The sequence below is a fragment of the Chitinophaga eiseniae genome, assembly GCF_900167135.1.
In the GTDB taxonomy this organism is placed as follows: domain Bacteria; phylum Bacteroidota; class Bacteroidia; order Chitinophagales; family Chitinophagaceae; genus Chitinophaga; species Chitinophaga eiseniae.
This window is the reverse complement of sequence record NZ_FUWZ01000003.1, coordinates 395,777-409,420: the sequence shown is the minus strand read 5'-3', so window position 1 is coordinate 409,420 and position 13,644 is coordinate 395,777. Positions and strand designations below refer to the sequence as shown.

The following is a 13,644-nucleotide window of genomic DNA, read 5'->3' as shown; positions in this document are numbered from 1 at the left end:
ATGATAAAACAATTGCGTTTTGCAGGAGCAGCTGCCATGTTGATCACGATAGCTGTAACGGGCTGCCGCACAGGTAATGACATCGTACAGCCGGTAGTAACACCGGTAGATACGCCCGTAGACCACCGTAGCTACAAGGGGTTCTACCTGTTGAACGAAGGGAACATGGGCAGCAACAAAGCAACGCTCGATTTTTTTGATTTCGCGGCTGGCGTATACCGCAAAAATATCTATGCCGAAGCCAACCCCAACGTTGTGAAAGAGCTGGGCGACGTAGGCAACGATGTTCAGGTATATGGCAACAAGTTATACGCTGTGATCAACGTGTCCAACAAGGTGGAAGTAATGGATGCCACCACCACCAAACGCATCAAACAGATTGAATTAACCAATTGCCGTTATATCACTTTTGCTAACGGGAAAGCCTATATCAGCTCCTATGCAGGCCCGGTAATTATTGATCCCCGTGCTCCGGTAGGTATCGTGGCAGAAGTGGATACGGCCACCATGCAAATCACGCGTAAGGTGGAAGTGGGCTATCAGCCTGAAGAAATGGCCGTGGTCGGCAACAAGCTGTATGTTGCTAATTCCGGTGGTTACCTGCCACCTACCTATGATAGTACCGTGTCTGTTATTGATCTGGCCACGTTTAAAGAGACGAAAAAAATCCACGTGGATATTAACCTGCACCGGCTGAAAGCTGATGGTGACGGTGACCTGTATGTGACCAGCAGGGGAGACTACTACAGCCGCCCTTCCGCCCTGTATGTAGTAGACACCAAAACAGATGCGGTGAAAAAACGTTTTCCTGTTGCAGCCAGCAATATCTGTATTTCCGGCGATACCTGTTACCTGTACGGCTCTGAATACAGCTATATCAGCGGTACCTGGAAAATCAACTACGGAATGATCAACGTGAAAACGGAGACAGCCCTGCCAGGTGGTTTTATCACCGACGGCACAGAGAAGAACATCAAAATGCCGTACGGTATTATGGTGGACCCCGAGACCAAAGACATTTACGTTACGGATGCCCGTGATTATGTATCTCCCGGTATCCTGTACTGTTTTGATAAAAGTGGTAAAAAGAAATGGTCGGTGGTGACTGGCGATATTCCTGCACATTTTGCCTTCGTGCCTGTTAAAAAGTAAAACGCAACCATTATGAAATATACACTTTTACCAATTTCCTTGCTGGCAGTCCTTCTGGCCGGCAGCTGTTCCAAATCTGAAGACACACCGGTCACTGTGCCGGATGTAACTGTCAACACACCACAGGGTGGCGTGTCTACGGCTAACATGAAAATTGTACGCCTCACCGCTACCGTGAAAAACGAAAGCGCCGGTACCGCCTTTCTCTGGAAAGCCGGTAACGATACCATCGCCACTACCAAAGAGCTGGTGCATGCCTTTACGAAAGCGGGCGAGTATACCCTCACTTTCATCGCAAAAAATTCCGCAGGAGAAAAGCGTATAGACGTTCCTGTTAAAGTAACTGCAGGTACCTATACCAATGGCGTTGCCCGCGTGTTTGATTATCTGCCGGCTCCCGGCCAGTTCGTGCACGAGCTGCCCAAATGGGAGGCAGGCGACGACCAGGCAAAAATAACCGCCAAGGCAGAAGAGTCGCTGAAAAGCGGCACCATGATACACCTCGGCGGATTCGGCGGCTATGTGGTGATGGGCTTTGACCATACCATCGTAAACGTACCGGATTCTTTCAGCTTTACCGTATTGGGCAATGCTTTCGCCAACTGGGCAGAACCGGGCATTATCCAGGTAGCGTACGATGCTAACGGCAACGGGCAGCCGGATGATGAATGGTTTGAAATTGCCGGTTCTGAATACAACAGCCCTAAAACTATCCGTGACTATAAGATCACTTATTATAAGCCGGATGAAAATAAAGTAAGGACACCGAACAATAATTATCAATACCTGACTGATACCACTTATATCCGCTGGAAAGACAACCAGGGCAAGTCCGGCTATCTCTCCCGCAATTCTTTCCACAATCAGCCTTATTACCCGCAGTGGAAAGGAGACAGCATCAGCTTTACAGGCACACGGCTGACCGACGAGAATTTCATCGACAAATCAGGTTCCGGTACTTACTATGTAAGCCCTGCATTTCCTTTTGGGTATGCTGACAACTGGGGTAACGCCGATGAAAAAGCCCGTATTAAAATCAGCTGGGCGGTGGATAAAAAAGGCAATCCCGTACGTTTGCCGGGCGTGGATTTTATCCGCGTACACACTGGTATGCGCGCAGAAGGTGGCTGGCTGGGCGAGATCTCCACAGAAGTTTCCGGTGTAAAAGACCTCAACTTGTAAGCGATATTATTTCAGAAAAATATTTTAATCCCGGAGACATTTCTCCGGGATTTTTTATTGGATATACGGGGAACTTAACGTACGTTTGTAACCACAATTGGTTGTTCTGTTCATGCAGAACATTAAAAGGGAATCCGGTGTAAGACCGGAGCTATCCCCGTAGCTGTAATCCTGCCGCCGGCTAATACCGGCAATGTTTTTCCGGAGTGTGCTCCATACCACTGTCTGCTGTTGCGGATGGGAAGGTTTCCGGAAAAGCAGGAGAGCCAGAAGACCTGCCAGCTGTAATCACCATTCGTCGCTTTCGGGTGAAAGGCTCAAGAATGTAGGCCCTGCCGGCTTTATATTCACGTATTTGTTTTTTTGTTTCACCTGCGTGCGGGTACGGAAAGGAACCTGTACTGTTTCTTAGGCTGTCACAAGAGCAGCAATTGTAGCAAATTGTTTTTAGTTAAAAACAAAATGGAAAACCCTTGCCATGTTTGAAAGTCCGGATGCCCTATGATGTGTTTTTTTATTAAAAATAACCACACAATTTTTAAACTATGAAATCAATCAAGTGTTTGGCCCTGGCGGCCTCGCTGCTAACCCTGTTTGCCGCCTGTAAAAAAGAAAATGCAGATTCCGGATTAGGATTGCACCCCAAAGAAAACGCTGTTGCTGCGCAGGCAGGCATAAACGTATTCGGGAAATATGAAAACGGTTTCCTCATGGTACATGAAGGGCAATACGGTGTCAATAACGGCGACCTCTGGTACTACAGTTATGACAGCAACAAGGTGGCAAAAGACATCTACAAAAAGGAAAACCCCACGAAGAACCTGGGACCGACTACCTCCACACTTCAGTTTGCCACTATCTTCAATAACAAGGTATATATGGTGGTGAAAGTGGGCGGTCCGCTGGTGGCAACGGATGCGCATACACTGGTGGAAACCGGCAGGATTGCCAATCTGCCGCAGAGTGAGGGCTACGCCTTTGTCGGCGTGGACGCGTCCAGAGGCCTGCTGAGTGCTGTAGATGGTGTATACCGCATCAGTCTCTCCGGCCCCACACTGGGTACCAAAGTGGCTGGTATCAATGGTCCTGCGGGTGATATGCTGCTGGCGGGCAACTACGTATTTGTGATGACCAAAGACGATGGGGTAGTGGCGCTGAACGCTGCTGACTACAGCATCGCAAAAAAATTCGGCATCGGCGATGCCGGTTTCGCCCGCACCAACGATGGCACTGTATGGGTGGCCGGCAAAGATTCACTGGTAGGTATCAATCCTACTTCGCTGGCGGTGTCCCGCGTGAAGCTGCCTTTCGCTACTACCAACCCCTGGGCTTACCTGTCATGGCGCTCCGGCTCACTGACCTCCAACGGTACCGCAGTGTTTATCGCAGAGCGTAAGTCAACCGCCGGCATTGGTGGTAACATCGAATATGGCGGCACAAAACTGTACCGTTATGTACCCGGCAACGCTGCGTCACTGTCGGCGCCCTTCCTGACAGTACCTTCCGGTCAGCATTTTTACGGTTCTGCTGTACGGTATAACGCGGCACGGAACGAACTGCTGGTGATCACCCTCACCGACGAGTTCGGCGCCAGCAACGACAACCGCTGGCAGATGTATGACCCCGGCACTGCTGCACTGAAAGAAACGGTGAGATATTCCGGATACTATTTCCCGGCATTACCGGTATTTTATTGATCTGCTTTTTCTTCTCCCTCAAACTTTGAATCATATGAAAAATTCCTATTGGTCAGCGTTAGCCCTGACCACCCTGTTACTCTCGGCATCCTGCCGTAAAGAGGCTTTGACCGACGAGCTGAAAATCTCCGACGTCTCCCGTACCGCCCTTGTCAGCAATGTGACGGTCAGGCCGGCCACGCTGACCAGCAGTCCGCTGATCAGTACCGTATACACGTACATGCCGGCACCGGGGCAGTTTATCAACGAATCCGGCCTGGGCTCTGTTACTGCCGCGCAGGCGCTGGTGGGCAGCACCACCAACATGGTGTCGCTGGGCAACTACGGCGGTTACATCGTTTTCGGTTTTGACCACTCCGTGGTGAATGGCACCGGGGCAGACATCGGCATCTATGGCAATCCGTCAGGCCCCACCTACCAATGGTCGGAGCCGGGCATCGTGATGGTAAGCCAGGACCTCAACGCCAACGGTATCCCTGATGATCCGTGGTATGAGCTGGCGGGCAGCGAATACAGCGCCTCCGGCACCATTAAAAATTACCAGGTTACGTACTATAATCCGTATGCCGCAGGCACCAATGTTAACTGGAGGGACAACCAGGGCAACAGCGGCATTGTGCAGGCCAACGCCTGGCATACGGCCAACAACTACTACCCGGCGATGGCGCCCAACCAGGACTCAGTGACTTTTACCGGCACCAGGCTGGTGAATACGCTGACGTCCGGTGGTATCCTTACCAACCTGGCCTTCGCCTGGGGGTATAGCGATAGCTATTCCAGCGAATATGCCACGCTGGGGTACAACACGGTGGATATTGCCAACGCCGTGAATGCCGGTGGTCAGGCGGTGACGCTGAACGCCATTGATTTTGTAAAGGTGTATACCGGTCAGAACTGCAATGCCGGCGCTATGTTGGGAGAGATCTCCACCGAAGTGAGAGGAGCGCGTGATTTGCATTTATAATCTCCGCTTTCGAACAACGGTAACCCTTGCTTTGGGACAACAGTCCGCATGCTTATAACCCAATGCAGCTCGGGGCATTGGAGTGCTTCCTAAAAGACAGCCACTTTTAGGAAGCGCTCCACATCAGCCCCGGGCTTTCAATAATTCATCGATGAATGCCGCCTGTTGCGGATAGATCATTTTTTTAGCGGTATCCGCATCGAACCATGCGGCCCTGTCTACCTCCGGGAACTGTTTCTTTTTGCCGGAACGGGGCGGCCATTCTATTTCAAAAACGTTGCTGACAATTTTTTCGGGGTCCAGGTTGCCTTCGGTGGCCCAACAGAGCACCTGTTTGCCGCTTTTCTGCAGGATAGGCTGCAGGGGCATGAACTTCCCTTCCGGGCGGTAGCCGGTTTCTTCTTCAAACTCCCGGATGGCCGCCTGCAGTGGCGCTTCGCCGGGGGCTATTTCTCCTTTGGGGATGGTCCACCAGCCGGCGTCTTTTGTCCGGAAAAAAGGACCGCCGGGGTGTACCAGGAAGTACTCCGTTATCTTTTTGTTTTTTCTGTAGAGCAGAATGCCCGCACTTTGTTTCATGGGTTTACCTTTTACCGAAAAAAGGGGGAGTGGCCTACTGTCGGGCGGCAGGCTGGTACTTAATGGCGGCGATTTTTTCCTGTACCCGCTGCAGTCTTTCTGCCAACGGAAAATCCCCGTTTATTTCCAGCACAGGTATTTTCAGTTGTGCGATCTGCTTTTTATGCAGGGTGAGGCTGCGACCGGTAAAGCCAGGCTCATCATAGCGGGAGGCCCAGGCGATAAAAGCAGCGCTTTCTTTTTTGAGCCAGGGATCGGATTCCAGCAGGGAGCCGTAGCGTTGTTTTTCCCGGAGAATAAGCCGCTGCATCCGGATGTCCGGGGGGAGCCACAGGAAAACGGCGAGGTCAAACAGGGCGGGGATCGCCGGGTCCCAGTTAAAAACGGAACCGGCCACCACCACTTTATCGTGCTGGTGAAGGGCTTCGAGGAACAGTTTGTTCCGTTCGGCCGGGTCGCATTTGGTTTCGTACGGGCGTTCAGTCTTCAGCCAGTAGTAGTGGTCTGCGTCCAGTTGCTCATAGCCGTTTTCTCTGGCAAATGTTTTGGCCAGGGTGCTGGCGCCGGCACCGGAAGCTCCGAAAATAATGATCTTCATGTTGGTGGATATTGCTTTGGGTGTTACGATCGGGTATAACAAATATACTCATATCTTTTTTTTATCATGATGGGGATCATGATAAGCTGGTGAAAATAAAAAAGGCGGGACCGAAGTCCCGCCAAACTGCTTCACAAATTGAAAAGAGTGGGATTAACAAATCGGGGGGTAATTCAACAGTCAAAAAAATCATGACAACCTTAACACAAAATCAATAACTTTTAGGGTCAACGATGGGGGCCAGTACAGGCATGGACCCGGATGGAACCGGCCCATGCGCCGTAGCTGTATCCCCTTTGGGGACATTGCATCAATGAGGATGGGGTTTTTTCTAACAAACTTTTCCTCGGTTTTTAACACATTCCTTTAAGTCAACTTTTGGGCTGTAACCAATCCCTGCTGTGGCCTATGCTTCTTGCCTCCTTGCTAAGACCACCAGCCGGGTGAATTAGCTGGATAAAAGGCCTCCTGAGCGGTTTTTCCTGCCGATCCATTTCGGATGGTTTACAGGCGCAAAATTACCAGTAGGTTCATAATCAGTCAACTGTGTAATTACGCAGGTTGTGATATTATTTTTATTTTTATGCCAAAAAACGAATGGATTCTGATAAGCTAGGGCACTATTCCAAAACATTCATTACTGATGTACCGGCTGACCTGGGCAGTCCGGAAGCACAGCATTTTAAGCAAACCATCCGGCGATTCCCGGATGAGGCGATTTATATCTATTCGTTCAAGGAAAACCGCATGATGTACGCCGATGGCTGGGAACCGCTCCTGGGCTACCGGGACGATGAAATTACCATGATGACCATCGTCAACATTACGGCGCCGGAATATGCGCCTTTCTCCAATGAGCTGAACGACAAGGCGCTGATGTTTTTACACAACAAGACAAAAGACCTCGAACAATACAGCTTTACCATTGAGCTGAAAAAGATCCATAAAGACGGTACCCACGTGCCGCTGATTTCCAAAGTAGGGGTATTTGCCACGGAAGAGGGGCGGGTAACGGCCATTATCGGGCATTCCCAGAAAAATGAGAGCATCCAGCTGGGCAATGTGATGCGCTACGCGGCCTATGGTCCCGATAAATCGGCCTTTGAGGAAGAGCTGAATAAGCAGTTGTTCCGCCATTATGCTATCTCTGAAAAGGAAAAAGAGGCCTTATCGCTGGTGGCGGAAGGTTTTTCCTTCAAAGAGATCGCCGCCCGCTTTGGGGTGTCCCAGTCGGCCATCGAAAAAAGGATCATCCCGATGTATAAACGTTTTGAGGTAAAGAGCCTGACCCACCTGATCAGCTTTGCATACGCAAATCATATTCTGCCTTAGCAGGGGCCTCGTTGTATAACTGGAGATTGAGGGACAGCAGTTTCTCTTTCTCCACACCAATACCGGTGAGCATATCCTGCCATCTTTCCGACAGTTTCCGGGAGGCGTCGTCATCGCCCAGCACCCAGATCACATTGGTCTGCCGCAGCACCGTGCGGTTAATATCGTTGGTGGAGAAGGTATCGACAAAGCTAAGGAACCGTTCCGGGCTGATGATGTCTTCCTTGATGGGGTCTCCCGGATTAATATCATCGATCACAAGAATAGAAGCCTTGCGCCATGTCCAGAGTACGTTGGCCGCGCTGTCGTCGTCATGTTCAAAGAACATGCAGTACAGTTTCATGGCAGACGTATATACAGCCGAGTGGTGACGGATGGACATTTCCGTGGCGATAGCCACGCTCAGGCTCGTTTTACCGCTGCGTTTGGGGCCAAAAAGGAACAGGTGCATGCCCTGGTCTTTGTTGTCCAGGAAGCGGCGCACCAGCGCGATGTTCTCATCCGGTATATGTTTGGTGCTCCATTGGCTGAGCCTGAACTGGAAAGGATAGGAGGGCACCTGCAGGTACATTTTAGTGAGGTACCAGTAATAAGCGGGGTAAAGCACCAGCAGGGTAAGCACTGCCAGCACCGCCATGGCGGTTGTCGTATAGGCGCAAAGGATAGAGGCCATAAAAGCGCCGGACCAGAAATACATCAGGTCGGTGACGGTATCAAACGCGATATTGCCCCAGGCCGGCTGGAAGATATAGCTGCTCCTGGATTTGCGGGACAGCAGCGGGCCGAGGAAGTTGAATATCTCGAAGGTGAGCCAGAACAGGCTCACTGCCAGCGCGGCGTAAAGGGATGCCTGTTGTTCGGGTAGATGCCTTTTCAGGATCAGGTAACCTACAAAGGTAGGGATGAAGCCTAAGGAGAAGTGCCCGAACTGGTTGGCCAGCCAGGTATAGGTCAGCGTAACCCCGCGGTAGGAGTCTTTGCCGATCAGATCTGCTTTGAGTTGGCGGATGATATCTTTGCCTGTAATCACTTTTTTCATGAGTAGCCTTGGGTATTAGGGTTCCGCATTATGAACGGCAAATATAATGTGTTCCCGGAAAATGAATCTTTGAAAGAATGCTGTAGCTTTGGTTCCCTATGACAAAAAAATATAGTCAGCTCAGGGCCGGCCTGGTGATGGCCCGGGCAAGCCTGATAGCTACCCTGCGAAGCCCCACTTCGGTTGTATTTGCCCTGTTGTTTCCCATCATTTTTGTGACGGTGTTCGGCGCCATGGTAGATAACACAGCTGTGAAAATCCCTGTGGCCATCGCTCCCGGCAGCGATACCAGCAGTCCTGTATACCATGCGGTAAAAGATATCAGTATTTTCAGCCTGTCGAAAGAAACCGATTCGCTGGCACAACTCAAAGCCCTGAAGAAAGGGCGTATTGCCGGTATCATTTATGTACCGGCGCCCATACCTGCTTCACCGGTACCGCAGTATGGCCTTACCTTATTCAGCTCCGGCGCTGTGGCCGACAAACGTCCCCTGATACAGGCGGCGCTGCAGGAAGTGACCAGCCGTATCAACCAGCAGGTGCTGGAGGGACAGCGCGTCGCCGCAAAGCTCGACGTAATAACGGTCCCCGGCCGCGTATACCGCCAGATCGATTTTATCCTCCCCGGGCAGCTGGGCTTCTCCCTGCTGATGGCAGGCGTATTCGGCTCTGCTTTCCTGCTGTTTAACCTACGGCATACGCTGGTGCTGAAACGTATTTTCGTGACACCCATCAGCCGCGCCTCCCTGCTGTTTGGGGAGATGCTGAGCCGCCTGGTGTTCCAGATCATCTGTTTTATCATTATCACCGCACTGGGTTATTTCGCGTTTGACTTTACGCTGGTCAACGGTATCCTCACTTTCCTGGAGATGCTGCTGTTGTCTGTGTTCGGGCTGGTGATCCTTACCGGCATCGGTTTTATGATCAGCGGTGTTATCCGCAACGAAAGTTCTATCGCGCCGGTGGCCAATACCATCACGGTGCCGCAGATATTGTTGTGCGGGCTCTTTTTCCCGGTAGAGAACTACCCGGTATGGCTGCGCACTTTCTGTGAATACCTGCCCCTCACTTTTTTTGTAGATGGTCTGCGAAAGATTGCCTTCGAAGGCGCACATATCTGGCAGGTGCCGGCGCAGCTGGCCGGACTGACCGTATGGGCAGCCATCATTGCTGTGTTGTCTGTAAAAATGTTTAAGTGGGAGTAGCCCTAATTCACCTCCAGATCGTTCATCGCCGGTAATTTCGGGAATGGTGCGTGTGGCTCCCGCTGATACCAGTACACCACGCTGCTGATATCGGACTGTTGCGGCAGGTAACGGCCGCCACTGCGCCAGCCGAGGTCCTGTATGGTCACCTTCAGCTCTTTTTCGAAGCGGATGGGGTCCATGATATGCCAGCGGTACAGACCAAAGCGCTGCTGGGATTTATACAGCCCGTCAGGACGTATCACCTGCGGTAGCCCCGCATACGGCGTAGAGAATTCCTGGTATTTTCCTTTGATGTCGAAATTGTACGACCCGCAGAAATAGTCTTCTGTGCCGGTGCCGCAGATAGTAGGATATTTATTGTCGCCGTCCATAAAGAACTTAATCTCCCCTTCTCCCCACCAACCGTTGTTATTGACGCCCCAGGCGAGATAGGTGCCTACGTACTGGCCTTTGCCGCGGATACCGTCTACCAGGGTGTAACTAGCGTCTTTTACCGGGTTGCTGCGCCGGAACTGCGCATGGAAATACCCTGCGTCTTCCGGAACGGAGGTCAGCGTATAGTCGACCTGGTAATACAGCGTCATTTTTTCTGTGTTGATATTTTCCATGGTGATCCGGCATTTTTTCCGGAAGGGCATGGACCAGTAGCAGTTGAAGGCGCTGCCGGGGTTGACGCATACCGCGAGGGAGTTGATATGGGCATATTCTCCCCAGCCCATGCCGAAGAAGTCGCCTACGGGCACTTCCACGGAAGGAGTGGTTTCATCGTCCCAGTAGAAACGGAGAATAGAATAACGCCAGTTGCCGGTAGGCGTCATCCAGATATGCTGGATCGCGCCCGGGCCGGTGATTTCGGCCAGGGTAACGGTTTTACCCGGTTCTATGAAGATGTAGGGATTTACTTTCCAGCCCTGTCCCAGCTCTCTGGCGGCGTGACGGGCGTTGCCCTGGTCCAGCGCGGCAATGCCGCCTCTACCGGGCTCGCCGGTGATGTTCTCAGGGCTGATGGACCGGGTTCTGGCGTCTGATAACCGGGAGAGGTTGCCCATGTTCATGTCAAGTCCGTTGAAAGGTTGTTGGGCGTAGGCCGACAGCTGTATGCAGGCTGCAGCTATCAACAGGAGGTGTTTTTTCATGTCGTGGAATTTAGAAGTTTGCAGCAGTCTGTTTAAAAATAGGGTTAAACGTTTTAGTATGCAAGCGCTGCCCGTACTTTTTTATAAGTGGTATGCAATACCCTGGCCTCCTTGCCATTAACTGATGACGAATCTGAACTATCGTATGCACCGTACCGCGCTTCATGAACAAGCCTGCCGATGGACAGGCTGTCGTATTGTCGCAGGCGTGTGTCATCACCTGTCCAACAGTGGCGCGGCTGTTGATGGTATCACTTCCCGCCTGATCATCAGCAGGCGGGAAGTGTTTATTCCCGGCACAGACGCTGCTGCATTTGATCAGGCGGTCAACACTTTGAAAAAACTATAAATATGCCATTAACGGTGTGCGATAAACACCGGTACCTGGTGGGCGCGCAGGGTGTCTTCCACAAAGCTGCGCCGGAACACCCGTGACAGCAGAGAGCGGCCGTAGGCGCCGCTTACTACGATAGGGTTGGGGATCTCACTCAGCCAGGTATTGAAGTATTTTTCAGGGATCGTCTGGATAGGTTCCATGGTCAGGTGTGGAAAATGGTGTTGTACCAGCTCTTGTATGCCAGATGCGTCCGGCGGCTGGTTGTTTCCGGTGTTGCCATAGAGCAACGTTGTTTTCAGTTCACACAACTGCGGGAACAGACCGGCAAAACTTTTAATCGCAAAGACGGAAGAGGCGCTGCCGTCGTAGGTGAGAATCACGCTTTCGGGAAAGGCCGCATTTTCAGGAACGGCTATTACGGGGCAGGCGGTTTCGTGAAGGGCGTTGCCCAGAAAACCTCCGGGCCCGTATAACAAATCTGCATAAAAATTTTCGCTGCTGAACAGCAGCAGGTCTGCAAAAAGTGATTCTTTTCTCAGCACTTTCAGCGGAGTTTCCGTAACATCATGATGTTCCAGGGAGTGGATATTATGCTGAGCGCAATATTCACGGAAAGTTTGCATGCTTTGTTGAATTGAGGCACTGGCATAGGTTTCCGTCAGGGGGATCAGTACAGGTGCATAACTGATGCTGGCGGCATAGTCCAGCTCCGGCAGGAATACCCCGCAGAGGGTAATGGCCTCCATTTCATTGAGTTTCCGGGCAAAACGGAAAGCGCCTTCAGGGAAATGGCCATTGTCAACGGCCAGTAATATCTTTTTCATAATCCTGTATTTATAAGACACTGTAAAATAACCTGTACCAAATGTCGTATGGCCGATGGGACGGCCCAATGACGGATATCAGGATATGGCGTGATTCCTGTCATGGATCAGGAAGCCTGCCTGTTTTAATTTGTGCCGGATTACTATAAACAACGGAGGATGAAGGACAAATTAGAAGAACTGCGGGCGCAACATGAGTCACGTAAATGCCTGCTAAAGGTCCTGGAAGATGAGAATATTCATTTTAAGCTGAAGTTGGCCCGGATTTTATCGACGGACTTCGACCGGCGGGAGTTGGGGCGGCTGGAATATTTTCAGAGCCGGTTTCTGAAGATGGATGAGCAGGTTGCCCTGCTGCGCCACGAAATCAGTGAGCAGCAGGGTATATTGGCATCCGTGCCTGCCAGCGGCAGCCTGAAAGAGGCTACCGAGTCGGAACAGATGATAGACAGCCGGTTTACCATGGTACAGCAGCATTTTGACATGCTGGATAAGGATTTTCGACATTACCTGCGCCAGGCCTTCCCTCAGGTCTAAGACAGCAGGTTGGCCAGTTTTTTCTCGTTCAGGATAACTACGGCTCCCTCTTTGATCTCTATCATTTGTTCATCCCGGAAATCACTCAGTGTACGGATCAGCGATTCGGTGGCCGTACCGGCGATATTGGCGAGGTTCTCCCGGCTGATATTAATCACCAGCGGTGTATCCTTGGGAGGATTGTATTTTTTCAGCAGGTTCAGTAAGGCTTCTGCTACCTTTTTACGCAGCGAATTGTAGGCCAGGCCCAATAACTGCTGTTCTTTGTCACTGACGTTTCTGGCCAGCATTTTAATGAGTTGCGCAGCTACCTCGTGGTTATTGTTCAGCAGTTCCTGGAAATCGGTAGCAGGGATCAAGGCGATCTCACTGTCTTCCATGGCTATGGCTGTTTCCTTGTACAGTGAACCTTCCAGCAGGGCATTATATCCGAGAAAATCACCTGCTGTATAAATATCCAGTACCAGCTCTTTGCCCTGATCGTTGGTTTTGCAGGTTTTTACTTTTCCTTTCTGTACAAAAAAGAGGCGGGTCGGATGGTTCCCTTCTGTATAGATTACTTGCTTTTTACGGTATTTGTCGATGTTACGTCCTTCGGCCAGGGATTGCAGCGAGGCTTTACCGGTAGCTTCGTACATCAGTTTGCTCATACCTTCGAGGTTGGGCTCGAATTCTTTTTTCCGGATGGCGGCTTTACGCAACCTGTTTGCGACGGTTTCCCATAATTCTGTACCGCTGAAAGGTTTGGTCAGATAGTCGTCGGCGCCCATGCCCATACCTTTGCGGAAGTCGGCCCGCTCCGTTTTGGCGGTAAGGAAGATGAAAGGCGTATCTCTGAGCGTTTCGTGCTGTTGCATCAGGTGCAGTACGCCAAAACCATCCAGCACCGGCATCATTATATCACAGATGACGAGGTCCGGCTTATGTTCCAATAGTTTTTCGAAGCCGGTCATCCCATTTTCTGCGGTCAATACCTGATAACCGGCGATGGCCAGGATGTCTGCCGTGTTATCTCTCAGTTCTTCGTTGTCTTCTATTAACAGGATCGTTTTCATATGC

Annotated in this window: 14 protein-coding genes and 1 riboswitch; of the genes, 8 read left to right on the top strand and 6 right to left on the bottom strand. The window is 51.1% G+C overall.

Annotated elements, in window-relative coordinates; genetic code table 11:
- The 4 genes from B5D63_RS20690 (at nucleotide 1) to B5D63_RS20675 (ending at nucleotide 4,995) form a co-directional block, all read left to right on the top strand.
- The gene (locus B5D63_RS20690) at nucleotides 1-1,152 is read left to right on the top strand and encodes a YncE family protein (protein ID WP_235021599.1); all 1,152 of its coding nucleotides are present in this window, start codon (nucleotides 1-3) and stop codon (nucleotides 1,150-1,152) included.
- A gap of 12 nt (nucleotides 1,153-1,164) precedes the next feature.
- Complete coding sequence (locus tag B5D63_RS20685; RefSeq protein WP_078670748.1) at nucleotides 1,165-2,334, top strand: PKD domain-containing protein; 1,170 nt, start codon at nucleotides 1,165-1,167, stop codon at nucleotides 2,332-2,334.
- 81 nt (nucleotides 2,335-2,415) lie between these two features.
- Nucleotides 2,416-2,631, top strand: a riboswitch (cobalamin riboswitch).
- Between the two features lie 248 nt (nucleotides 2,632-2,879).
- Nucleotides 2,880-4,031, top strand: coding sequence for a DUF5074 domain-containing protein (locus B5D63_RS20680; protein WP_078670747.1), 1,152 nt, complete (start codon nucleotides 2,880-2,882; stop codon nucleotides 4,029-4,031).
- 34 nt (nucleotides 4,032-4,065) lie between these two features.
- Nucleotides 4,066-4,995: a hypothetical protein gene (locus B5D63_RS20675; protein WP_078670746.1), complete on the top strand. Its 930-nt coding sequence runs from the start codon at nucleotides 4,066-4,068 to the stop codon at nucleotides 4,993-4,995.
- 123 nt (nucleotides 4,996-5,118) lie between these two features.
- Here the strand turns inward: B5D63_RS20675 and B5D63_RS20670 are convergent, their stop codons facing one another.
- The gene (locus tag B5D63_RS20670) at nucleotides 5,119-5,574 is read right to left on the bottom strand and encodes an NUDIX hydrolase (RefSeq protein ID WP_078670745.1); all 456 of its coding nucleotides are present in this window, start codon (nucleotides 5,572-5,574) and stop codon (nucleotides 5,119-5,121) included.
- A gap of 34 nt (nucleotides 5,575-5,608) precedes the next feature.
- Entirely contained in the window at nucleotides 5,609-6,172 is a 564-nt protein-coding gene (locus B5D63_RS20665; protein WP_143313012.1) for a P-loop NTPase family protein, read from the bottom strand.
- A gap of 597 nt (nucleotides 6,173-6,769) precedes the next feature.
- Here B5D63_RS20665 and B5D63_RS20660 point away from each other — a divergent pair.
- Nucleotides 6,770-7,504, top strand: coding sequence for a LuxR C-terminal-related transcriptional regulator (locus B5D63_RS20660; RefSeq protein ID WP_078670743.1), 735 nt, complete (start codon nucleotides 6,770-6,772; stop codon nucleotides 7,502-7,504).
- Here B5D63_RS20660 and B5D63_RS20655 read toward each other — a convergent pair.
- Nucleotides 7,470-8,543, bottom strand: a complete 1,074-nt coding sequence (locus tag B5D63_RS20655; RefSeq protein ID WP_078670742.1) for a DUF2238 domain-containing protein — start codon at nucleotides 8,541-8,543, stop codon at nucleotides 7,470-7,472. The genes B5D63_RS20660 and B5D63_RS20655 overlap by 35 nt on opposite strands.
- A gap of 98 nt (nucleotides 8,544-8,641) precedes the next feature.
- On the opposite strand from B5D63_RS20655, the gene B5D63_RS20650 reads away from it, so the two are divergent.
- Nucleotides 8,642-9,748 (top strand): ABC transporter permease, encoded by a 1,107-nt coding sequence (locus B5D63_RS20650; protein WP_078670741.1) that lies wholly within the window; start codon nucleotides 8,642-8,644, stop codon nucleotides 9,746-9,748.
- Between the two features lie 2 nt (nucleotides 9,749-9,750).
- On the opposite strand, the gene B5D63_RS20645 is transcribed toward B5D63_RS20650, so the two are convergent.
- Complete coding sequence (locus B5D63_RS20645; RefSeq protein ID WP_078670740.1) at nucleotides 9,751-10,887, bottom strand: glycoside hydrolase family 172 protein; 1,137 nt, start codon at nucleotides 10,885-10,887, stop codon at nucleotides 9,751-9,753.
- 124 nt (nucleotides 10,888-11,011) lie between these two features.
- Here B5D63_RS20645 and B5D63_RS20640 point away from each other — a divergent pair, with 124 nt between their 5' ends.
- A complete protein-coding gene (locus B5D63_RS20640; protein WP_078670739.1) occupies nucleotides 11,012-11,236 on the top strand; it encodes a hypothetical protein in 225 nt (74 codons plus the stop codon).
- An 8-nt stretch (nucleotides 11,237-11,244) separates the two neighbouring features.
- Here the strand turns inward: B5D63_RS20640 and B5D63_RS20635 are convergent, their stop codons facing one another.
- A complete protein-coding gene (locus B5D63_RS20635) occupies nucleotides 11,245-12,048 on the bottom strand; it encodes a universal stress protein (RefSeq protein ID WP_078670738.1) in 804 nt (267 codons plus the stop codon).
- A 159-nt stretch (nucleotides 12,049-12,207) separates the two neighbouring features.
- Here B5D63_RS20635 and B5D63_RS20630 point away from each other — a divergent pair, with 159 nt between their 5' ends.
- Nucleotides 12,208-12,585 carry a hypothetical protein gene (locus B5D63_RS20630; RefSeq protein ID WP_078670737.1) on the top strand — a complete coding sequence of 126 codons (378 nt, stop codon included), beginning with the start codon at nucleotides 12,208-12,210 and terminating at the stop codon, nucleotides 12,583-12,585.
- Here the strand turns inward: B5D63_RS20630 and B5D63_RS20625 are convergent.
- Nucleotides 12,582-13,640 (bottom strand): response regulator, encoded by a 1,059-nt coding sequence (locus B5D63_RS20625; protein ID WP_078670736.1) that lies wholly within the window; start codon nucleotides 13,638-13,640, stop codon nucleotides 12,582-12,584. The genes B5D63_RS20630 and B5D63_RS20625 overlap by 4 nt on opposite strands.
- Nucleotides 13,641-13,644 lie beyond the last annotated feature (4 nt).

Coding starts and splice junctions, on each gene's coding strand:
- B5D63_RS20690 (WP_235021599.1), top strand. CDS start 1: ATGATAAAACAATTGCGTTTTGCAGGAGCAGCTGCCATGTTGATCACG.
- B5D63_RS20685 (WP_078670748.1), top strand. CDS start 1,165: ATGAAATATACACTTTTACCAATTTCCTTGCTGGCAGTCCTTCTGGCC.
- B5D63_RS20680 (WP_078670747.1), top strand. CDS start 2,880: ATGAAATCAATCAAGTGTTTGGCCCTGGCGGCCTCGCTGCTAACCCTG.
- B5D63_RS20675 (WP_078670746.1), top strand. CDS start 4,066: ATGAAAAATTCCTATTGGTCAGCGTTAGCCCTGACCACCCTGTTACTC.
- B5D63_RS20670 (WP_078670745.1), bottom strand. CDS start 5,574: ATGAAACAAAGTGCGGGCATTCTGCTCTACAGAAAAAACAAAAAGATA.
- B5D63_RS20665 (WP_143313012.1), bottom strand. CDS start 6,172: ATGAAGATCATTATTTTCGGAGCTTCCGGTGCCGGCGCCAGCACCCTG.
- B5D63_RS20660 (WP_078670743.1), top strand. CDS start 6,770: ATGGATTCTGATAAGCTAGGGCACTATTCCAAAACATTCATTACTGAT.
- B5D63_RS20655 (WP_078670742.1), bottom strand. CDS start 8,543: ATGAAAAAAGTGATTACAGGCAAAGATATCATCCGCCAACTCAAAGCA.
- B5D63_RS20650 (WP_078670741.1), top strand. CDS start 8,642: ATGACAAAAAAATATAGTCAGCTCAGGGCCGGCCTGGTGATGGCCCGG.
- B5D63_RS20645 (WP_078670740.1), bottom strand. CDS start 10,887: ATGAAAAAACACCTCCTGTTGATAGCTGCAGCCTGCATACAGCTGTCG.
- B5D63_RS20640 (WP_078670739.1), top strand. CDS start 11,012: ATGACGAATCTGAACTATCGTATGCACCGTACCGCGCTTCATGAACAA.
- B5D63_RS20635 (WP_078670738.1), bottom strand. CDS start 12,048: ATGAAAAAGATATTACTGGCCGTTGACAATGGCCATTTCCCTGAAGGC.
- B5D63_RS20630 (WP_078670737.1), top strand. CDS start 12,208: ATGAAGGACAAATTAGAAGAACTGCGGGCGCAACATGAGTCACGTAAA.
- B5D63_RS20625 (WP_078670736.1), bottom strand. CDS start 13,640: ATGAAAACGATCCTGTTAATAGAAGACAACGAAGAACTGAGAGATAAC.